The sequence below is a fragment of the Methylobacterium sp. WL7 genome, from assembly GCF_008040085.1.
GTDB lineage: Bacteria > Pseudomonadota > Alphaproteobacteria > Rhizobiales > Beijerinckiaceae > Methylobacterium > Methylobacterium mesophilicum.
In genome coordinates this window covers 1-20357 of the sequence record NZ_VRVG01000101.1, presented here as the reverse complement: position 1 = coordinate 20357, position 20357 = coordinate 1, and the positions used below count along the sequence as shown (strand labels likewise).

Genomic DNA, 20357 nt, shown 5'->3' with positions numbered 1-20357 from the left:
ACCGGCGGCACCAGGAAGAACAGGGCGGCGACGCCCGCCACCGCGCCCCGCCGGATCAGCGCCAGGAGCAGCAGGATCCCGGCCACCGAGTTGACCAGGATCGCCCAGGCGAGCCCGAGCCAGAGGGCAGCCCCCGGCTCACCGCCCAGAACACCCCCGACAGGTAGATCCCCTGCATCAGGAAGCCGGCCACCATCGGATCGCGCCAGCCCGCCCGGGTCCCGGGCCAGCGCACCCGGGACGCCACCGCGATCAGCGCCAGCAGCAGGGCGACCCCGGTGAACCGGACCGCCGTGAAGCCCAGCGGATCGGCGTGCGGGATCACCGCCCGGGCGGAGATGAAGCCGGTCGCCCAGATCGGGACGAACAGGACCGGCAGGGCGCCGGCGGCGAGCGCCGGACGTGGAGCGGACGTAAGCATGGCTGTATCAAGGCGCATCGGGTAAGCCGGGCGCAACAGAAATCAGACCTGTCGGGTGCCGTGAACCGATCGGACCCGCACGGGAGGCACCGAGACCCGCTTTCCCAGGCCGCGAACGGGACCGGTCCGGCGGCGTTGACGGGCCGGCCCGGGCGTCCTTCATCGGCGGCCCGGCCACGAGGATCGTTGGACACCCGTGAACGCACTCCGCAACGGATTTCAGGTCGCGGGCCTCGCGGCGCAGCGCTTCGTCTCCCATGACGGATGGGCGATCGCCAGCCACATCGCGCTCTCGACCCTGACCTCCCTGTTCCCGTTCCTGATCCTGCTGGCGGCGCTGGCCGGCCTGTTCGGCACGCAGTCGCTCGCCGACGAGGCCGGCGTCCTGATCTTCGACGCGTGGCCCCGGGAGATCGCCAAGCCGATCGTCGGCGAGGTCCACCGGGTGCTCACCGAGCAGCGCAGCGGCGTGCTGACGCTGGGCGCCCTGTTCGCCCTGTACTTCTCGTCCTCGGGCGTCGAGAGCCTGCGGGTCGGCCTGAACCGGGCCTACGGGTTGCGGGAGAGCCGGCCCTGGTGGCTGACCCGGCTCGAATCGATCGGCTACGTGATCTGCGGCGCCTTCGCGATGCTGGCCTTCGCGCTGCTCGTGGTGCTGGGCCCGCTGATCTGGCGCAACGTCGTGCTGGTCGCGCCGGGGCTGGAGCCCCTGAGCCTCACGGTGGCGATCGGGCGGATCGGCGTCACCGCCCTGCTGCTGGCGGTGGTGCTGATCATCGCCCACAAGTTCGTCGCCGCCGGCCGGCGCTCGATCCTGTCGGTGCTGCCGGGAATCGGGGTGACGCTGGTCCTGTGGTTCTTCGCCGGCCTCGGCTTCGGCTATTATCTCGACCGCTTCTCGAACGCCTACGCGTCCACCTACGGGGGCCTGGCCACCGCGATGGTGTTCCTGGTGTTCCTGTACTGGCTGGCCGCCATGTTCCTGTTCGGCGGCGAGATCAACGGCACGGTGATCGCCGCCCGGCGCAGCCGGCTGCAGGCGAAGATGCTGGCGCGCCGCGCCGAGATGGAGGGACGATGGACGGCATCGAGCACCTGACCGTTCGCGTGAACGGCGCGGACCTGCACGTCGCGCGCTGCGGCACGGGCACCCCGCTGCTGCTGCTCCACGGCTGGCCGGAATTCTGGATGACCTGGGAGCCCGTGATGGCGCGGCTCAGGGCGCGCCACACCCTGATCGCCCCGGACCTGCGCGGCTTCGGCGACAGCGACAAGCCCGAGGGCGCCTTCGGACCGCCGGAGCAGGCGGCCGACATGGCGGCGCTGCTCGATGCGCTCGGCATCGACCGCGCCGGCATCGTCGGCCACGATGTCGGCGGCGCGGTGATCCAGGCGCTGGCCCGGGCTCATCCGGAGCGGTGCGCCGGCCTGTTCCTGTTCGACTTCGTCTATCCCGGGATCGGCCCCCGCCTCGGCGCCCCGGACCGGCTCAGCGAGATCTGGTACCAGTCCTTCAACCAGATGGACCTGGCGGTGACGCTGGTGGGTGCCAGCCGGGCAAGCTGCGCCGCCTATATCGGCCACTTCCTGCGGCACTGGTCGCACCGCAAGGATGCGTTCGATCCCGTTCTGGACGCCTTCGCGGACGCCTACATGAAGCCCGGCAACCTCGCGGGCGGGTTCGCACATTACCGGGCCGCCCATGCCGGCCGGATCGCGATGCTGAAGGGCGAGGCCCCGACCCTGCCGCCGATCACGGTGCCGACCTGCGTGCGCTGGGCGGAGCACGACCCGATCTTCCCCTTCGCCTGGACCGACCGCCTGGGCGAGACGTTCTCGGACCTCGACCTGGCGCCGTTCCCGGGCGTCGGCCACTTCCCCCATCGGGAGGATCCCGACCGGGCCGCGGCCGAGATCGCCGGGTTTTTCGGGCGGATCGGGTGGGTGTGACGTAACCGTCAGCGGGACTGGTTGCGGTAGACGCACTCGCGCCCGCGATCCTCGTACCCGCCCGGACAGGCGGTGACGCAGGCGCCGGCCGCGAGTTTTTTCGGGGGCGGGCAGGCGCCGGCAACTTGCGCCTGGGCCGGGACGGCGGCGAGCAGCAGTGCGATCAGGGCCTTGGCTATGAGGGTGCGGCCTGCCGTGGCCCGGCTGATCCCTTCGAGACACCGCATCGTCATCCATCCCGCCACCGGACCACCGATCGAGAGCTATGCCGTCGCGCGGCCGCGTCACCCGTGGGCCGGGTGTCCCGACGCACCGCGCTCCGTCAGCACGGCCACGATCCGCGCCACCTCGGCCTCGGCGGCGCAAAAACCCCGGCTCGTGTCGATCACAAAGTCGGCCCGGGCTCGCTTCTCGGCATCCGGCATCTGCTTGGCCAGGATCGCCGTGAAGGCCGCCTCGGTCATGCCGGGACGGGCCAGCACCCGGGCGCGTTGCACCTCGGGGGGCGCGCTGACCACCGCGACCGCGTCGCAGCGGGTCTCGCCGCCGGTCTCGTAGAGGAGCGGGATGTCGAGGACGACCAGCGGCGCGTCCGCGTGCCGGGCCAGGAACGCCGTGCTGGCCGCCCGGACCAACGGGTGGACGATGCGTTCGAGCGCCGCCATCCGGTCGGGATCGCCGAGCACCGCGTCGCGCAGGCGGGCGCGGTCGACGCCGCCCTGCGGGTCGAGCACGCCGGGAAAGGCGGCCCCGATCGCCGCGGCAGCCTCGCCGCCCGGACCGTAGAGGGCGTGGACGGCGGCGTCGGCATCGTGGACCGGCACGCCGAGCGCCGAAAACATCTTGGCGGTGGCCGACTTGCCCATGCCGATCGAGCCGGTCAGGCCGAGGATGACGGGGCGGTCCTTTGTCATCCGGAAAGATCCGCCACGATCCGGTCGCGCAGGCCCCGGGTGACGGCCGGGCGCAGGCCGAACCAGGCCTCGAAGCCCGGCACCGCCTGGTGCAGCAGCATGCCGAGCCCGTCCACCGCCGCGAGACCGCGCCGCCGCGCCGCCGCCAGCAGGTCCGTCTCCAGGGGGGCATAGACGATGTCGGCCACCGCGGCGGTCGCCGGCAGCGGGGTGAGGTCGAGGTCGAGGGGCGGCTGGCCCTTCATGCCGAGCGAGGTGGTGTTGACGACGAGTCCCGCCCCGGCGAGCGCATCGGGCAGGTCGTTCCAATCGAGCGCCGCGCCGATCCCCGGGGCCAGGGCCGCGAGGGTCTCGGCGCGGGTGCGGGTGCGGTTGGCGATCAGGATCCGGCGGACACCGTTCTCGGCCAGCCCGACCACGATCGCCCGGGCCGCGCCGCCGGCACCCAGCACCACGGCCGTGCCGCCGGCCCGCTCCGGCCATCCGGCGCCGAGGCTGTGGTCGAGGTGGGCGCAGAAGCCCGGCGCGTCGGTGTTGTCGCCGCGGATCCGGCCGTCGGGCTCGACCACCAGGGTGTTCACCGCGCCGATCGTTTTCGCCCGCGGCGTCAGGGTGTCGGCCAGCGCGAAGGCCGCCTCCTTGTGGGGGATCGTGACGTTGCCGCCCCGGAAGCCGGATTCCGGCAGCGCCCGGAGGAAGTCGGGAAACGCCGCCGGGGCGACGTCCAAGCGCTCGTAGGAGCCCGGGATGCCGTGCTGGCTCAGCCAATAGCCGTGGATCAGCGGCGAGCGCGAATGCGCGATCGGGTGTCCGACCACGAAGGCCCGGGGAATCGGGGCCGCGCTCACGCGGCGCACGCCTCGGCGAGCCGGCAGGCCGGGCCGCCGGCCGCCTCGATCTGCAGGGTCGCGTGGCCGATGCCGAAGCGGCTGCGCAGGCCCTCAGCGGTCTCGTTGAGGAAGCCGTTGCCCGGGTGGTCCTCGGCGATCACCAGGTGGACCGTGAGGGCGACGCTGGTGGTGCTCATCGGCCAGATGTGCAGGTCGTGGAGGTCGACCACCCCGGGACGCTCGCGCAGGAAGCCGGTCACCGCCTCCGGGGAGATCTCCGGCGGCACCGCATCCAGCGACATCGCCACGCTGTCGCGCAGGAGCCCCCAGGTCGCCCAGACCACGAGGCCCGCGATGGCGAGGCTGACCGCGGGGTCGAGCCAACTGAGCCCGGTGAGCTGGATCACCAGGCCGGCGATCACGACGCCTGCCGAGACCGCCGCGTCGGCCACCATGTGCAGGAACGCGCCGCGGATGTTGATGTCGCCCTTGGCGCCGCTGGCGAACAGCCAGGCGGTGACGCCGTTGATCAGGATCCCGATGGCGGCCACCACCATCACGATGGAGCCCACTACCGGCTCGGGATGGACCAGCCGGACCAGGGCCTCCCAGATCACCGCCCCCATGGCGATCAGCAGGAACACCGCGTTGAACAGGGCCGCCAGGATCGACGAGCCGCGATAGCCATAGGTGAACCGGGCGCTGGCCCGGCGGCGCACCAGGATGGCGGCGATCCAGGCGGCGGCCAGGCCCAGCACGTCCGAGAGGTTGTGGCCGGCATCGGCCACCAGGGACATCGAGTTGCTGAGATAGCCGTAGGCCGCCTCGACCACCACGAAACCGGTGTTGAGCACGATGCCGATCGCGAAGGCCGGCCCGAAATTCTTCGGCGCGTGGGCGTGGCCGCCATGGCCGCCGTGCCCCCCATGGGAATGGGATCCGTGGGAATGATCGTGCCCGGCCAAGACGGTGCTCCGTTGGATCATGGTTTCAAAAGGTCCGGGACCTTTTGCGGGTGCAGGGCGGAGCCCTGCCAATGGGCTGAGCCCTTTGAAACCCTGTCTAGAAGTCCAGGTAGCCGGCGTCACGCAAGCGCGTGAGCAACGGCAGCAGCGGCAGTCCCAGCACCGTGCTGTGATCGCCGGCGACCGATTCGAACAGGTGGATGCCCGGTCCTTCCAGCTGGTAGCCGCCGACGCTGGCGCGGACCCTGTCCTCGCCGGCACAGTCCACATAGGCGGCGATCGCCCGGGCATCGAGGGGGCGGATCGTCAGCCGGGCGGTCTCCACGAAGGCGTCGTCGAGGGCGCCGGCCAGCGCCACCGCGGAATGCAGGGCGTGGGTGTGGCCGGCCAGGCGGGCGAGTTGGGCCCGGGCCTCCGCGGCATCCCGGGGCTTGTGGAAGACCGTGCCGTCGAGTTCGAGCACCTGGTCGGCGCCGAGGACGACCCGGCCGGGATGGCGGGCGGCCACCGCGTCGGCCTTGGCGCGGGCGAGGCGCAGGGCGAGCTCGGGCGGCGACAGGTCCTGGCTCGACGCCTCGACCGCGCGCTCGTCGATGCCGGGGGACGCGGTCTCCACCGGAAGCGCCGCGCTCTCCAGCAGGAGGCGTCGGGTCGGGCTGGTGGAGGCGAGGAGGAGCGGGTCCGGACGGAGCCAGGGCGAGCGGGGCATCGCGCCAGTGTCACGGATCGCGCTTGCGAAGCAAGGCTGCGACGAGCCCCGCCGCCGGGATGAACCGGCCGGCGGGGCTGTCGCGGAGCCGATACGCAACCTGGCTCCCGGGGCCGACAATGGCAGCGGCCGGTTAGGAGAAGGTCAACGCGACCCTGAGTTTCCAAAGGGCCGGGCCCTTCGGCGGGTTTCGGAGGCGGAGCCCTCGAATCCGGCCCCGACCCGGTCAGGTGTTCATCGAGTCGAAGAAGTCGCTGTTGCTCTTGGTCTGGCGCAGCTTGTCCATGAGGAACTCGATCGCGTCGGTGACGCCCATCGGGTTGAGGATGCGGCGCAGCACGTAGGTCTTCTTGAGGGCGTCCGGCGGGACCAGCAGCTCCTCCTTGCGGGTGCCCGAGCGGGTGATGTCGATCGCCGGGAAGATGCGCTTGTCCGAGACCTTGCGGTCCAGGATGATCTCCGAGTTGCCGGTGCCCTTGAACTCCTCGAAGATCACCTCGTCCATGCGCGAGCCGGTGTCGATGAGCGCGGTGGCGATGATCGAGAGCGAGCCGCCCTCCTCGATGTTACGGGCGGCGCCGAAGAAGCGCTTGGGCCGCTGCAGGGCGTTGGCGTCGACGCCGCCGGTCAGCACCTTGCCGGAGGACGGCACCACGGTGTTGTAGGCGCGGCCGAGCCGGGTGATCGAATCGAGCAGGATGACGACGTCGCGGCCGTGCTCCACCAGGCGCTTGGCCTTCTCGATCACCATCTCGGCGACCTGCACGTGGCGGGTGGCCGGCTCGTCGAAGGTCGAGGCGATGACCTCGCCCTTCACCGAGCGGATCATGTCGGTGACCTCCTCGGGGCGCTCGTCGATGAGCAGCACGATGAGGTAGCATTCCGGGTGGTTGATGGTGATCGACTGCGCGATGTTCTGCATCAGCACGGTCTTGCCGGTGCGCGGCGGCGCCACGATCAGGGCGCGCTGGCCCTTGCCGATCGGGGCGACGATGTCGATGATCCGAGGGCTGAAATCCTTCTTGGGCGGGTTGTCCAGTTCGAGCTTGAAGCGCTGGGTCGGGAACAGCGGCGTCAGGTTGTCGAAATGGACCTTGTGCTTGATCTTCTCCGGGTTCTCGAAGTTGATCGTGTTGACCTTCAGGAGCGCGAAGTAGCGCTCGCCGTCCTTGGGGCCGCGGATCGGGCCCTCGACGGTGTCGCCGGTGCGCAGGCCGAAGCGCCGGATCTGGGTCGGCGAGATGTAGATGTCGTCCGGGCCCGGCAGGTAGTTCGAGTCGTTCGAGCGCAGGAAGCCGAAGCCGTCCTGCAGCACCTCGACGGTGCCGGCGCCGATGATCTCGACCTCCTTGGCAGCGAGCTGCTTCAGGATCGCGAACATCAACTCCTGCTTGCGCATGGTCGAGGCGTTCTCGACCTCGACCTCCTCGGCGAAAGCGGTCAGGTCGGTCGGCGTCTTGGCCTTGAGATCGAACAGCTTGACCTCGCGCACACCCTCGAGGGCGGCGACGGTCCCTTGACCGGCTCCTTGGGTGGCGGGCGCGTCGGCCGGGTCCGCGGTCTCGGGATCGACCAGGGGGTCGGCGAAGGCGTCGGGATGTGGCGTCATGGGGTGTCTTGCAACCGACGGAGAAGGTGGGAGGGCCGGTTCTGCGCCAAGCAACCCGGGGGACGGGCGCCGGAGAGCGGGCCGCGCTGGAACAGCGAGGGGCCCGAAGATCGTCTTGGCTGGACCGTGTACGGCAGGACCCTCGCGGCTCACGGGCGCGCTACGGCGCTGACCTTGTGATGAGGGCAGAGCAAAAGTAACGCGTTTTTCCACTGCACTCAAGGGGCTGATGGATCGGGGCTGGTCTGACGCACGCGCGAGCGGTGACGACGGGCCCGCATCGTCGCGGAGTGGGGCGTCATGGCCTCCCGCGCATCCCCGCCCCCGCAGAGGGGCCAGGGAGACGCGCCCTGTTCTCAAACCCACGGCGTCCCTCGGAAACCTACGCCCCCCGCCACGATCCGTTGAACACCTCTGCGCACGCCGGACCTCGCGAATCCGGCGCGGCGGCGCTAATGCGCTCTGCACGGAACCGCGTTCCCGCGGGGCCGTTCCCCGTCCCGGCGCCGCAGCGCAGCAAACCGTCAACCCGAGAGCCCGGCCCCACCGACATGCGCGACGACGCTACCGGACGCACCATCACCGCGCACGAGCCGCGCCGGATCCCGTGGCTCGACATCGTCTTCGGCTTCGGCCCGATGGTGCCGATCGCGGCCGGCGCCGCCGCGACCTGGTGGCTGAACGGCCAACCCCTCGATTACCTGGTGGCCCTGTTCACCCTGCTGTACGCCGCCTCGATCCTGCTGTTCCTGGCCGGCGTCCACCGGGGCGTCAGCTTCCGCACCGAGGGCGGTCCGCATCTCGCGCAGATCGTGACGATGCTGATCCTGTACGGGCTCGGCCTGTTCAGCCTGTTCTCGGCCGTGATGGGCAAGGCGGTGCCGGCGCTGGCCATGCTGATCCTGGGCTACGCGGCCATCGGGATCCTGGATCCGATCGCGGCGCGCGCCGGGCAGGTGCCGCTCGCCCATGCCCGCCTGCGCCCGCTGCAGATGCCGATCGCCGTCATCAGCCTAGCGGTCCTGCTCTGGATCAAGCTGACGGCGCCGTATTAATCGTTCTTCTCAAATCCACCTCCCCCTTATTCCGAGGCGACGCAGCGAAGCGGAGGCCTCGAAGGAGGGCTCCAGGGATCGCGCGGCAACTGGAGGCCTCGTTCGAGGCGGCTTCGCCGTATCTCAGGATTGGGGAGTGAGTCGGTCATCCGTAAGGCTGGCCGCTGCGTCGCGTCATTGCACCTTCAGCGACGGCGCGGCCAAGCCAGACCCCGGAAACCGAATTCCCCTTTCGCCCATCATGCTCTAGAGCCCGGCCCCAGGATCCCCGCCGCGCCGGGGACGACTCACACCGGACCCGGGCTCCGGGTCCGCGGGAAGCGAACGCGTTCACATGTCCAAGCCCGAAACCGCGAAGGCCGAGAGCCGGGCCGAAATCCTGAAACCCCGCCTGCCCCGCGGCTTCGTCGACCGCCGCGCCGACGAGATCGCCGCGCAGGGTCGGATGCTGGAAACGATCCGCAAGAGCTTCGAGCTCTACGGCTTCGAGGCCCTGGAGACCCCGTTCGTCGAGTATACCGAGGCGCTCGGCAAGTTCCTGCCCGACCTCGACCGCCCGAACGCCGGCGTGTTCTCGTTCCAGGACGACGACGAGGCCTGGCTCTCCTTGCGCTACGACCTGACCGCGCCGCTGGCCCGGTTCGTGGCCGAGAACTACGACGCGCTGCCGAAACCCTACCGCAGCTACCGGGCCGGCTTCGTGTTCCGCAACGAGAAGCCGGGGCCCGGCCGCTTCCGCCAGTTCATGCAGTTCGATGCGGACATCGTCGGCGCCGGCAGCGTCGCGGCCGATGCCGAGACCTGCATGCTGATGGCCGACACGCTGGACCGGCTCGGGCTCGGCGGCCAGTACGTGGTCAAGGTCAACAACCGCAAAGTGCTCGACGGCGTCATGGAAGCGATCGGGCTCGCCGGCCCAGACAAGGCCGGCCAGCGCCTGACCGTCCTGCGGGCGATCGACAAGCTCGACCGGCTCGGCGTCGACGGCGTGCGCGACCTCCTGGGCGCCGGCCGCAAGGACGAGAGCGGCGACTTCACCAAGGGCGCGGGCCTCGACGCCGATGCGGTGTCCCGGATCCTGGCCTACGTGTCGTTCCAGGCCGATGCCGGCGACGGCGCCGACAAGATGGCCTTCTGGGAGAAGTTTTTCGCCGGCTGGCACGAGGCGGTGGGTGGGTCCGAGACCGGCCGCGAGGGCATCGCCGAGTTGCACGCGATCATGCGGCTCTGCGCCGCCGCCGGCTACGGCCACGACGTGATCCGCGCCGATCCGAGCGTGGTGCGCGGACTCGAATACTACACCGGCCCGGTCTACGAGGCCGAGCTGACGTTCCCGGTCACAAACGAGGACGGCCAGACCGTGCGCTTCGGCTCGGTGGCCGGGGGCGGCCGCTACGACGGCCTGGTCGGGCGGTTCCGGGCCGAGCCGGTGCCGGCCACCGGTTTCTCCATCGGCGTCTCGCGGCTGTTCTCGGCGCTGCAGCTGGTGAAGAGCCCGCTGCTCGCCGGCACCGAGACCCCCGGCCCGGTGGTGGTGCTGGTCCTCGACCGCGAGAACATGGCCGATTACCAGCGGCTGGTCGCGCTGCTGCGGGCCGACGGCATCCGGGCCGAGCTCTATCTCGGCGCCGCCGGCATGAAGGCGCAGATGAAGTATGCCGACCGGCGCCGCGCCCCGGCGGCGATCATCCAGGGCTCGAACGAGCGCCTGGCCGGCGAGGTCCAGATCAAGGACCTGATCGAGGGCGCGCGGGCGGCCGAGAGCATCGGCAGCAACGCCGAGTGGAAGGCGGCGCGGCCGGCGCAGGTCTCCTGCCCCGAGGCCGACATGGTGGCACAGGTCCGCGCCGTGCTGGCCCGGCACTTCCCGGCGCCCAAGGACTGAGACTGGAGCGCTCTCCGACGAAGTGGTTCCGGTTCGTCGCAAGAGCGCGCGTCAAAACGAGAGCCTAGAGCCGTGCCCGACCCACCGTGGTCGGGTACGGCTCTAGGTCCGCGCACGGCATCGAACGCGGCGGCTCCGGCCGCGTTGGTTCCAGTCGGATCTGCGACGTCGGACCCGCGACGGGGCCGGCTGGGAGACCCCGGGATGCTGGCCAAGACCTTGATCCTGTCGGCCGCGCTGATGCTCGCTGTCCCGGCCTCGGCCTGGGCGGGCCGCTCGGTGCCAGACCGGCTGCCGAGCGCCACCGCAGTCGCCACCCCGGGGACCGGCAGCGCTCCGGTGCTCAGCGCCGGGATCGCGGGCGCCCCCGCCATGGCCGCGCTGACCCGCCGCAAGCCCGGACGACGCCCGCGGGGCGCCCGGCTCGGCAGCACCCGGCCACTCTGAGGAAACGCCCCCCGCTCCGTCCGGGCAGGCCTGCGTACACCGTCGCGCCGGAAGGGTGCGCGTGCGTGTCGCCAAGCGCGATTGCGGTTGCTACAGAGCGCCCGCGAGGATGGACACGATGACACGACCGGAGGCCGGTGAAACGGGGGCGGGCGACGCGGCGCGGACGCGCCTGCTCGCGCATCTGAGTGCGGCCGGCTACCACCCGGTGACGCCGCCGGTTCTGCAGCCGGTGGAGCCGTTCCTGGAACTGTCCGGCGAGGACATCCGCCGGCGCATCTTCGTCACCCAGGACGCGGCCGGGACCGAGCTGTGCCTGCGGCCGGAATTCACGATTCCCGTCTGCCGCCTGCACCGGGCCCAGGCTGACGGCCGGGCGGCCGATTACAGCTATTGCGGCCCGGTCTTCCGGCTCGCCGCCGACGAGCCGGACGAGTTCTTCCAGGCCGGCATCGAATCGATCGGCCGCACCGACACCCCGGCCGCCGATGCCGAGGTGCTGGGGCTGGCGCTCGAGGGCCTCGCGCTGTTCGGCCGGACCGACCCCGCGGTGCGGCTCGGCGACATGGGGCTGACCGTGGCCCTGCTCGACGGGCTGGCGGTGCCGCCGGCGGCCAAGCGCCGGACCCTGCGGGCGCTCGCCGCCGGACGCTCCCTCGACGACGTCACCAACGGCGGCGAGGGCGCCCGGCCCGAGGATCCCCATGCCGGCCTTCTCGCCGCGATCCAGGGCCAGGACCCGCGGGGCGTGCGCGCCTTCGTGGAGGACGTGCTCGCCATCGCGGGCATCTCGGCGGTGGGCGGCCGCAGCGCCGGCGAGATCGCCGAGCGCTTCCTCGGCAAGGCGGCCGCGCAGGCCAATGGCGGGGCCGGCCTCAACCCCGAGAACCGCGCCGTGCTCGACCGCTACCGGGCGATCGCCGGCCATCCGGACGCCGCCGCGCGCGACCTGCGGGCGCTGGTCGCCGACGCGGGCCTGCGCCACGACGCGCTTTCGGCCGCCCTCGACCTGTTCGAGGAGCGCACCGGCTTCATCGCGGCGCGCGGCCTGCCGATCGAGCGGTTCCGCTTCCAGGGCGGCTTCGCCCGCAACCTCGACTACTACACCGGCTTCATCTTCGAGGTGAACGAGGGGGACGGCCCGATGCTGGTCGGCGGCGGCCGCTACGACGGCCTGCTCGGGCATCTCGGCAGCCCGGCGCCCCTGCCCGCGGTGGGCTGCACCTTCTGGGTCGAGCGCGTGGCGGGAGCCGGCCGATGACCCCCTCGGACTCGGGCGCCATGCCGCTGATCCTCGCCGTCCCGTCCAAGGGACGCCTCCAGGAGAACGCCAGCGCGTTCTTCGGCCGGGCCGGCCTGCGGCTCGCCCAGGGTGCCGGCGCCCGCGACTATAGAGGCAAGCTCGTCGGCGTGCCGGGGGTCGAGGTGCGCTACCTCTCGGCCTCGGAGATCGCCGCGCAGCTCGCCTCCGGGGCCGCCCATCTCGGGGTGACCGGCGAGGACCTGATCCGCGAGACCCTGCCGGACGTGCGCGGCCAGGTCGAACTCCTGACCCCGCTCGGCTTCGGCAACGCCACCGTGGTGGTGGCGGTGCCCCAGGCCTGGATCGACGTGCGGGCGATGTCCGACCTCGACGAGGTCGCGGCGCTGATGCGCACCCGGCACGGCCGCCGCCTGCGGGTCGCGACCAAGTACGTGAACTTGACCCGCCGGTTCTTCGCCGAGAAGGGGGTGGCCGATTACCGGATCGTCGAGAGCCTGGGCGCCACCGAGGGCGCGCCGGCCGCCGGCTCCGCCGAGATCGTGGTCGACATCACCACCACGGGGGCGACGCTCAGCGCCAACGCCCTGAAGGTGCTGGACGACGGCATCATCCTGCGCTCCGAGGCCAACCTGGTCGCCTCGCTGAAGGCCCCCTGGGGCGAGGACCAGCGGACGGCTTTGCGCACTGTGCTCGGCCGCATCGCCGCCGAGGAGCGCGCCCGCACCACCCGGGAGGTCCGGGCCGCTCTGCCGGAGAGCGGCGCGATCGACCTCGCCACGATCGCGGGCCTGCACGAGGCCGAATTGCCCTACGGCGCCCCGCGCGGGGGCGACGGCGAGATCGTGATGCGCTGCCCCGAGGGCGCGGTGTTCGCGCTCGCCGGCGCCCTGGTCGAGGCCGGCGCCCGGGCCGTGACGGTTCGGCGGGTCGACTACGCCTTCGCGGCCGAGAACCCGCTGGCGGAGCGGCTGCTGGCGCGGTTGTGATGGAGGGCCCTCAGGCGAATGGCGGGCACGACCCCGTCACGCGCCCGCGTCCCGTGGTCTGACGACTGGAAAATTCACGCGCCGAGGTGTATCTTTTCCTGCGTGGGTGACACGGTGACATTCTGCCTGCCGTAGCACCGTCGTCTTTGCAGATGACGGGAGCGCCATGCGGGGTTCCGGCAGGCCCCGCCCCACAGCTTCAGGAGGCTTCGGCCTCCTTTCGCGTTTTCAGGATCCGGGTTGAAGAACCGGATAGGGCTTTCGCAGCTCTCGCCGGAGGTCCCGTTCGCGCATCATCAGGAACGAGACGAGATAGAGTTCGTGCCCGGCCTGCGTCGCCTTGATGTAAGCACGGAAATGCTCACCGAAGGTGCTCTGGTCCGTGTACAGGACCACTGCCGACCGTGGGCTATCCTGGCGATATGAACCCCGTCTGAGACAGGGCCCCGCGCAGCGATAGGCGCTGATCGGCAAGTCTGCGTGCCGCCGCAACTGTTTTCGGATTGTTTGGGCAGAAAGGAAGACACGGCACGTCCGAGCACCAAGCGCTCGGGCTATGAAAGGATCAATATCGGCGATCGTGAGCGGCTCGCGGCGCAAACCCGTGTGTAGGCCCAGCAGATGCTCGAAATCCATGCCGTAGTCGAGATCCGCCGATCTTGACCTCGCTTGCCATATCCGGAGGTCAGATGTCGAGTGAGGAGGAGGGATCGCAGCAACTGGGCGGACAGGTTATCGTCACCCCCGAGATCATTCAGGATGTCTGCGAATGGCTCGATCTCAAAATGGGCACCGGGCGTTACACGTTCGGCTTGGCGTTCGAACTTGCCTACCACATGGTGGCACGTTTCTATCACGTTCATCTCATCTACGACGAGATCGGTATATTGGAGGGGACTGATCCGCGATCCAGCCGGACGAAGGATACAGCTCCGTTTGAGAAGCCTCCCTTACTTGGTCTTTGGCATAAACATCATTTTCAACCTTATTTTATCGGAAAAAATCTCAGAAACGAACTCAATTATTCATTCAACAAGTCGATTAAAAAATGCATCGGATCTAAAGGCGAGGATTTCGCCGGCATTTTATCGTACGATCTTTCGATTGGTGCTTATCGTGATCGTAGTGACCGAATGGAGCTTACAGGCCAATGGATCGTCTTTGAAAAAGACATTAAAGACAAAAACTATTACCTATCGTTAGGCGAACATAGAGATAGAAAGGACGACGTTCTTTTGCGGAAGAAGGTCACTCGCTATAAAATAATTGATATTCTGATTCCCGTGAATATATATACTGCACGAAAGTAGGAGTATGTCTACTGCGGCCCCTGCTTGGCAAATTCCGACAGCACGCCGCGCAGCACTTTCAGCCGGGTCTCGTAGAGGCCGCGCAGGCAGGCGATTTCGGCGCCGCAGGCGTGGCGCTCCTTGAGCCAGGTCTCCTGGTCGTCGCGCAGCTTGGTCTGGCCGCCCATCGGCAGGACGTCCTTCAGGATGGCGAACCGGGTCGCCATCTCGACATCCATGTCGTTGAGCGGGAGATGGGCGCAGATCGCCCTCTCGTCGGGGGTCTCGGCCTTGTCGCAGGCGAAGCTCGCGGCGCGGGCGGGGGCGGCGGCGAGAAGAGCCAGCGGCAGAAGGAGCGCGAAAACCTTGGTCATGGGCCCCCAACGGCCCGGCCGGCGAAAGGCTCCGGCCCCGTCGGCGTGACGGATCCCGGATCCCGGGATCAGAAGCCCGGCTTGACCACCGCCAGGACGACGATGCCGATCAGCAGGAGCGTCGGCACCTCGTTGAGCACCCGGTAGAACTTGTGCCCGCGGGTGTTCCGGTCGGCGGCGAAATCCTTGACCATCCGGGCGAGCCAGCCGTGGATGCCCGACATCGCCAGCACCAGCAGGAACTTCGCCTGGAGCCAGGGGCTCGCGTAGAAGCCGCTCATCCAGGCCAGCACCAGCCCGAACGACCAGGTGGCGATGAGGGCGGGGTTCATGATCGCCTTGAGCAGGCGCCGCTCCATCACCTTGAAGGTCGCCGATTGCGCCTCCGAGCCCGGCGGCAGGCTGGCGTGGTAGACGAACAGCCGGGGCAGGTAGAGCATGCCCGCCATCCAGGCGATCAGGCTGATGACGTGCCCGGCCTTGATCCAGTCGTACAGCACGGGCCCTACCGGCGCAGCCGCGCGAGCATGCGCTCGACATGGGCCACCGGCGTCTGCGGGGTGATGCCGTGGCCGAGGTTGAAGATGTGCGGCAGGCCGGCGGTGGCCTCCAGCACAGCGTCGACCGCGGCGTCGAGGGCGTCGCCGCCGGCGATCAGCGTGTCGGGATGCAGGTTGCCCTGGGTCACCATCGTGGCCGGCACGTGCCGGCGCAGGGCCTTCAGGTCCACCGCCCAGTCGACGCCCACGGCGTCGGCGCCGGTCTCCGGCACCACCCGGCCATGGCCGTCGAGGCCCGAGCCGCGGGCGAACACGATGATCTTGGCGTGCGGCACCCGTGCACGGACGCCCGCGATCATCCGGGCAATCGGGCGGAGCGACCAGCGGGTCAGGGCGTCGAGGCCCGCGTCGTCCGGCAGGGCGCTCTCGGTCACGTCGCCCACCGGCTCGACGATATCCCCGGAGGCCGGCACGGCGCGCGGGAGGGTGCCGGCATGGGATTCGAAGATCTGAACCGCGTCGGCGCCCGCCTCGAGCTGGCGGACGAGATATTCGGTCTGCACCGTGACGAGGCGGTCGATCAGGGTGTCGACCAAGGCGGTGTCGCCCTCGGCCAGCGCCCGGGCGGGGGCGAGGTCCGGGGTGCCGCGGCCGCCGATCATGTAGCTCGCCACGGTCCAGGGCGCGCCGCAGAAGCCGAGCAGGGTGGTCTCGCCGGGCAGTTCGGCGCGCAGCCGCTTCACCGTCTCGAAGACCGGCGCCAAGTGCGAAAAAATCGCCGGATCGCCGGCCTCGCGCAGCCGCCCGAAGGCGTCGCGGCCGTCCAGGGGATCGAGGCGCGGCCCCTCGCCCTCGACGAAGCGCACGTCCTGGCCCAGCGCATGGGGGACGACCAGGATGTCCGAGAACAGGATCGCCGCGTCGAAGCCGAAGCGGCGGATCGGCTGCAGGGTCACCTCGACGGCGAAGTCCGGGCTGTAGCAGAGGTCGAGGAAGGACCCGGCCTCGGCCCGGCTCGCCCGGTATTCCGGCAGGTAGCGGCCGGCCTGGCGCATCATCCAGGCGGGGGGCGGTCCGATCGCCTCGCTCTCGAGGACGCGCAGCACCTTCCGCTCGGACTTGCCTCCGGACCCGCGCTCCGTCCCCGTCATCGTCGCTCCCTTTCCGTCCCCGTCATTCCGCATGCCCGTCGGCGGCCGTCCTGTCGAGTCGAGGCGCGCCGGATCCCCACACAGGCCCCTCTCGAAAAGAAAAGAGAGATTCTAGGACTCTGTTTTTTCTATTGGGGGGGCTCAACACGGTGGTGCAAGCGGGTCCACAGGCCGTCCCCGCCGCCGCGCCGTTAACGAGGCTTTAAAGGATTCGCTCCATGTTGCGAGAACGGCCAAGTCCAACAGCGGCTTGCGAACGCCGAGTCCGGTACGCGCCCCCGTTGCGTCCCGGATTCTCCCAGGCGCCCGGATTCCGCGCGTCCGTATGGCGGACCTGTGAACGGCGGAGTCGATAAGGCGCGGCCCCTTCGCCCTGGACCTGCCCGAAGCCGCATCCTATCCACACTCATCGACTCCCCTGGCGGCCGGCAGTGGATAACGCCTCCGGCGAGACGAAGGCGACCCGATGGGCCGGAGCTACTTCCACCTTCACCTCGTGTCCGACTCCACCGGCGAGACGCTGATCAACGTCGGCCGGGCGGCGGCCGCGCAGTACGAGGGCGTCTCGGCGATCGAGCACGTCTATCCGCTGGTGCGCTCGGCGGCGCAGCTCGACCGGGTGATCTCGGAGATCCGGGCGGCGCCGGGCCTCGTGCTCTACACCCTGGTGGGCGGCGACCTGGGCGAGCGGCTCGAGGAGGTCGCCCGCGAGACCGGCTCGCCCTGCCTGTCGGTGCTGCGCCCGGTCCACGACCTGCTGCGCGCCTATCTCGGCGCCGAGACCACGGCCCGGCCGGGTGCCCAGCACATGCTCAACGCGGAGTATTTCAAGCGCATCGACGCGATGAACTTCACGCTGGCCCACGACGACGGCAACCTGCCCGAGGACCTGGAGGATGCCGACGTGATCCTGCTCGGGGTCAGCCGGACCTCGAAGACGCCGACCTCGATCTACCTCGCCAACCGCGGGCTCAAGACCACGAACCTGCCGCTGGTGCCCGGCATGCCGCTGCCGCCGGCGATCGAGCGGGCCCGCAAGCCCCTGGTGGTCGGGCTGTTCGCCTCGCCCGAGCGGATCGTGCAGATCCGCCAGAACCGGCTGTCGAGCCTGAACGCCGACGAATCCTCGATGTATGTCGACCGCTCGGCGGTGGCCGACGAGATCACCATGTCGCGCCGGCTGTTCACCAAGAACCGCTGGCCGACCATCGACGTGACCCGCCGCTCGATCGAGGAGACCGCCGCGGCGATCGTCGACCTCTACCGCGACCACCGCCTGAAGTTCATCGCCGACTGAGGCAAGTCCGGGTTCCCAAAGGGCTCAGCCCTTTGGCGGGGATTGGGGCGGAGCCCCGAGATACCAGGGCTCTGCCCCGGACCCGCACAAGGTCGAAGACCTTTTGAAACCATGACCATTTTCAGCCGCCGCTGAGAACCGTCCGCATCAGGGCGATGCCGGCCAGCAAGCCGAGCAATCCGGCCGCCACCGAGACCGTCACGTAGAGGGCGGCCGCGGCCAGATGGCCGCGCTCGTACAGGCTGATCGCGTCCAGCGAGAAGGTCGAGAACGTGGTGAAGCCGCCCAGCACCCCGGTGGTCAGGAACAGCCGCGCCGGGTGCCCGGCCGCGCCGCGCAGGGCGAAGCTCTCGGCCAGCACGCCCATCAGGAACGAGCCGAGCACGTTGATGACGATCGTGGCGAGGGGAAACCCGAAGCCCGGCAGTAGCCGGGCGACCGCGACGTTGACCCCGTGGCGGGCGCCGCCGCCGAGTCCGGCCCCGAGGATGACGATGAGGGTGTTGATCATGCCGGCCCTTCCTGTTCGGTCGGGCGGCGCCGTCACGTCCGCGTCGCGGCGTCGGGCGCACGGCCCCACCGCGGACGTCCGGAGCCGCCCGTGCGGTAGGAGCCATCAGCCCGGCCTGGCGACGGCCGGGCGGTTATCGGGGAGCCCCATCCCCATCCCGGGCAGGCTTAGCCGAGGACGGGGCCGAGGGGAATCCGGCTCCCCGCCGCAGGATCACGGGTCGGGCTACTGCACGGCGGCGAAGTGGCTGCGCTGCTCGATCTGGGCGGCGTAGAAATCCTCGACGACCTCGCGGACCACCTCGGCCAGCTCGGTCCCGCGGTGCTCGTCCAGATGGATGTCGCTGCCGACGCTGCGGCCGAGGGCGGCCCCGGCCGCGCCCGGGACCAGGCGCTCGTTGTAGCGCTGGTTCAGGCCCGAGACCGAGATATAGTTGCTGCCGCCGAGTTCGGGGCCGTACTTGATCTTGATCTTCTGCTCGGTGTCGGTGCCGCGCAGCTTGGCGCACAGGCTGATGAAGTTGTCCTGATCGATCTTGGCCTCGAGGCCGGTGATGCTGCCGTGGACGTTGTCCTCCTCGTTCAGCACCTCGGCCATCAGGTTCAGGACGCCGACCACCGGCTCGAGGGCGCGGTTGCCCTCCTCCAGCAGCTTCCGGCGGAAGTCGTTGCTGCGGGCGTCGGCATCCTGCAGCCGGGCGCGGAACCGGTCCTTGACGTCGTTGGCGCGTGTCATGGCGTCCTCCCTGTTGTTTCGAATCAAGTCTTTTTTGTTGTGGTCGCGAAGACTACGAAGCGAAATCAGGTCCCGCAAGACGGTGCAAAACATTGATGCGTGCTCAGAACTTGAGCCGTTGCCCAGGAATAGTACTTGCTCAGAAGCTATGCAGGGGCCGCCGGAGCCCGGATCAGGCCGCCGGCCCGTCGAGCGGAGCCAGCCGCTCCGGACCGGGCGTAGCCGCCGAAAACTCGGGCCGCGACAGAGCGCGGGCCAGGGCGGGCAGGTCCGGGACGGGGGCACCCGCGGTGCCGAACACCGCCCGGTCGAGGTCGGCGAGACGGGCCGCCAGATCGGGCCGGGCCTGCCAGGTCCGGGCGAGTTCCGGCGCCTCCCGGCGGGCGGCCTCCAGGGCGGCGCGGAACCCGGCCGGATCGCCCGCGCGGGCGGCCCGGTTCAGGGCCCGGCGGGCGGTGCCGGACAGGCGCAGGCGCGGCCGACCCGCGCCGTAACCGATCAGAGCCAGCCCGAGCCCGAAGGCCGCGAGCGCCGCGGCGGCCGCGACCAGCGGCGACGGCACCGGGGGCGGCGCCCGGTCGCCCTCCCGGTCGGGCAGGCCGCCGCCGATCTGCCGGGCCGGGATCTCGGCCTCGCGCATGGTGCGGGTGTTGGTGTCGAACCACGGGATCGCGATGGCGTCGAGGGGGATCACCTCGGACACGCCGGGCCGCACGTCCCACTGGTAGGTCGCCCGGGCCACAGGCCCGGAGGGCGTCAGCAGGGTCTCGCGGGTGACCGGGCCCGCGAAGGTGAGGATGCCCCGGGTGCGCATCACCGGCCGGGGCGGCAGGCCCTCGGCGACCATGCCCTGGACCTCCAGGGTGACGATCCGCCGGGTGGTCTCGCCGAGCTTCACGGTCTCGGGGTCCGGGCTCCAGGAATCGGTGACCGCCACGTCGCGGGCGGGCAGCCACCAGGGTTCCTTGACGTCCGGGCCTCCGCCGGCGGCGGTCCAGGCCGCCACCGGGAACGGGATCGGCGTCGAGCGCACCTCGACGATCCGCCGCTCGCCGACATCGTTGACCGTCAGCTTGTGGGTGAAGGGCTCGATGACGAACTCGCCCGCGTGGTGGGGGAACACCGCCACGGTGCGGTCGAACGCGATGGCGCTCTGCCCGTCCGGAAGCTTGGTCTTGCTCCAGCGGTCGCGGCCGAGCTGCGTCCAGGAGAAGTTGGCGAGGGTGGGCTGGACCACCTCCTCCAGCAGGATCGGCTGCTTGTAGACCCCGTGGATCTTCAACAGCACCATCTCGCGGGCGAACGGCGGGCTGTTGCCGTTGAACTCCGCATTGACCGTGAGGGTCAGGTCGCCGGGTTCGATCTCGGCGTGCGCCGGGAGGGGGGCGAGGAGGAGGATGACGGCCAGAGACCAGGCACGCGCCTTCCCTCCCCCCTCTGCGGGGGAGGGTACCCTGCGCAGCAG

The 20357-nt window shown here is 70.2% G+C and carries 22 protein-coding genes, 1 pseudogene and 1 riboswitch; of the genes and pseudogenes, 9 read left to right on the top strand and 14 right to left on the bottom strand.

The annotated features are described in order from the left end of the window. A pseudogene (locus FV233_RS21365) lies at positions 1–421 on the bottom strand (hypothetical protein); the annotation flags it as partial. Between the two features lie 196 nt (positions 422–617). On the opposite strand from FV233_RS21365, the gene FV233_RS21360 reads away from it, so the two are divergent. After that, on the top strand, positions 618–1520 hold the full coding sequence (locus tag FV233_RS21360) for a YihY/virulence factor BrkB family protein (RefSeq protein ID WP_147853815.1): 903 nt from the start codon (positions 618–620) through the stop codon (positions 1518–1520). Then, complete coding sequence (locus FV233_RS21355) at positions 1499–2371, top strand: alpha/beta hydrolase (protein WP_187277654.1); 873 nt, start codon at positions 1499–1501, stop codon at positions 2369–2371. Before FV233_RS21360 ends, FV233_RS21355 begins: the two co-directional genes overlap by 22 nt. An 8-nt stretch (positions 2372–2379) precedes the next feature. On the opposite strand, the gene FV233_RS21350 is transcribed toward FV233_RS21355, so the two are convergent. The 6 genes from FV233_RS21350 to rho all read right to left on the bottom strand — a co-directional run bounded on the left by FV233_RS21350 (position 2380) and on the right by rho (position 7398). Continuing rightward, positions 2380–2598: a hypothetical protein gene (locus FV233_RS21350; protein ID WP_147853816.1), complete on the bottom strand. Its 219-nt coding sequence runs from the start codon at positions 2596–2598 to the stop codon at positions 2380–2382. A gap of 57 nt (positions 2599–2655) precedes the next feature. Next, the gene (gene coaE, locus FV233_RS21345) at positions 2656–3285 is read right to left on the bottom strand and encodes a dephospho-CoA kinase (RefSeq protein WP_147853817.1); all 630 of its coding nucleotides are present in this window, start codon (positions 3283–3285) and stop codon (positions 2656–2658) included. Beyond that, complete coding sequence (locus tag FV233_RS21340) at positions 3282–4133, bottom strand: shikimate dehydrogenase (protein WP_147898695.1); 852 nt, start codon at positions 4131–4133, stop codon at positions 3282–3284. The genes coaE and FV233_RS21340 overlap by 4 nt, the downstream gene beginning before the upstream one ends. Next, positions 4130–5101, bottom strand: coding sequence for a cation diffusion facilitator family transporter (locus FV233_RS21335; protein ID WP_147898694.1), 972 nt, complete (start codon positions 5099–5101; stop codon positions 4130–4132). The genes FV233_RS21340 and FV233_RS21335 overlap by 4 nt, the downstream gene beginning before the upstream one ends. Before the next feature lie 76 nt (positions 5102–5177). Then, positions 5178–5789, bottom strand: coding sequence for a Maf family nucleotide pyrophosphatase (locus FV233_RS21330; protein WP_147855825.1), 612 nt, complete (start codon positions 5787–5789; stop codon positions 5178–5180). A 226-nt stretch (positions 5790–6015) separates the two neighbouring features. Next, entirely contained in the window at positions 6016–7398 is a 1383-nt protein-coding gene (gene rho, locus FV233_RS21325) for a transcription termination factor Rho (RefSeq protein WP_238260805.1), read from the bottom strand. Positions 7399–7949: 551 nt separating this feature from the next. Between rho and FV233_RS21320 the strand changes: the two genes are divergently transcribed. From FV233_RS21320 to hisG, 5 genes are all read left to right on the top strand, one after another. Then, positions 7950–8453 (top strand): DUF3429 domain-containing protein, encoded by a 504-nt coding sequence (locus tag FV233_RS21320; RefSeq protein ID WP_147855826.1) that lies wholly within the window; start codon positions 7950–7952, stop codon positions 8451–8453. A 334-nt stretch (positions 8454–8787) separates the two neighbouring features. Further along, positions 8788–10338 carry a histidine--tRNA ligase gene (gene hisS / locus FV233_RS21315; RefSeq protein ID WP_147855827.1) on the top strand — a complete coding sequence of 517 codons (1551 nt, stop codon included), beginning with the start codon at positions 8788–8790 and terminating at the stop codon, positions 10336–10338. Between the two features lie 204 nt (positions 10339–10542). Next, complete coding sequence (locus tag FV233_RS21310) at positions 10543–10785, top strand: hypothetical protein (RefSeq protein ID WP_147898693.1); 243 nt, start codon at positions 10543–10545, stop codon at positions 10783–10785. Between the two features lie 118 nt (positions 10786–10903). Then, positions 10904–12046 (top strand): ATP phosphoribosyltransferase regulatory subunit, encoded by a 1143-nt coding sequence (locus FV233_RS21305; protein ID WP_147898692.1) that lies wholly within the window; start codon positions 10904–10906, stop codon positions 12044–12046. Further along, on the top strand, positions 12043–13035 hold the full coding sequence (hisG, locus tag FV233_RS21300; protein ID WP_147898691.1) for an ATP phosphoribosyltransferase: 993 nt from the start codon (positions 12043–12045) through the stop codon (positions 13033–13035). Before FV233_RS21305 ends, hisG begins: the two co-directional genes overlap by 4 nt. Before the next feature lie 228 nt (positions 13036–13263). Here the strand turns inward: hisG and FV233_RS30525 are convergent, their stop codons facing one another. Continuing rightward, positions 13264–13431 carry a hypothetical protein gene (locus FV233_RS30525; protein WP_187278192.1) on the bottom strand — a complete coding sequence of 56 codons (168 nt, stop codon included), beginning with the start codon at positions 13429–13431 and terminating at the stop codon, positions 13264–13266. Between the two features lie 293 nt (positions 13432–13724). Between FV233_RS30525 and FV233_RS21295 the strand changes: the two genes are divergently transcribed. After that, positions 13725–14345 carry a hypothetical protein gene (locus tag FV233_RS21295; RefSeq protein WP_147898690.1) on the top strand — a complete coding sequence of 207 codons (621 nt, stop codon included), beginning with the start codon at positions 13725–13727 and terminating at the stop codon, positions 14343–14345. 8 nt (positions 14346–14353) lie between these two features. On the opposite strand, the gene FV233_RS21290 is transcribed toward FV233_RS21295, so the two are convergent. The 3 genes from FV233_RS21290 to FV233_RS21280 all read right to left on the bottom strand — a co-directional run bounded on the left by FV233_RS21290 (position 14354) and on the right by FV233_RS21280 (position 16349). Next, on the bottom strand, positions 14354–14698 hold the full coding sequence (locus tag FV233_RS21290) for a lysozyme inhibitor LprI family protein (RefSeq protein WP_147898689.1): 345 nt from the start codon (positions 14696–14698) through the stop codon (positions 14354–14356). Between the two features lie 68 nt (positions 14699–14766). Then, on the bottom strand, positions 14767–15198 hold the full coding sequence (gene hemJ / locus FV233_RS21285) for a protoporphyrinogen oxidase HemJ (protein WP_147898688.1): 432 nt from the start codon (positions 15196–15198) through the stop codon (positions 14767–14769). Positions 15199–15203: 5 nt separating this feature from the next. Then, positions 15204–16349 (bottom strand): uroporphyrinogen decarboxylase, encoded by a 1146-nt coding sequence (locus FV233_RS21280; RefSeq protein WP_147898687.1) that lies wholly within the window; start codon positions 16347–16349, stop codon positions 15204–15206. Positions 16350–16815: 466 nt separating this feature from the next. On the opposite strand from FV233_RS21280, the gene FV233_RS21275 reads away from it, so the two are divergent. Beyond that, positions 16816–17646, top strand: a complete 831-nt coding sequence (locus FV233_RS21275) for a pyruvate, water dikinase regulatory protein (RefSeq protein ID WP_058190745.1) — start codon at positions 16816–16818, stop codon at positions 17644–17646. A 121-nt stretch (positions 17647–17767) separates the two neighbouring features. Here the strand turns inward: FV233_RS21275 and crcB are convergent, their stop codons facing one another. The 3 genes from crcB to FV233_RS21260 form a co-directional block, all read right to left on the bottom strand. Next, positions 17768–18157 (bottom strand): fluoride efflux transporter CrcB, encoded by a 390-nt coding sequence (crcB, locus tag FV233_RS21270; protein WP_147856154.1) that lies wholly within the window; start codon positions 18155–18157, stop codon positions 17768–17770. An 89-nt stretch (positions 18158–18246) separates the two neighbouring features. Continuing rightward, positions 18247–18320, bottom strand: a riboswitch (Fluoride riboswitch). 62 nt (positions 18321–18382) lie between these two features. Next, entirely contained in the window at positions 18383–18892 is a 510-nt protein-coding gene (locus FV233_RS21265; RefSeq protein WP_147857879.1) for a hypothetical protein, read from the bottom strand. Positions 18893–19064: 172 nt separating this feature from the next. Beyond that, a complete protein-coding gene (locus FV233_RS21260) occupies positions 19065–20354 on the bottom strand; it encodes a BatD family protein (RefSeq protein ID WP_147898696.1) in 1290 nt (429 codons plus the stop codon). Between the last annotated feature and the right edge of the window lie 3 nt (positions 20355–20357).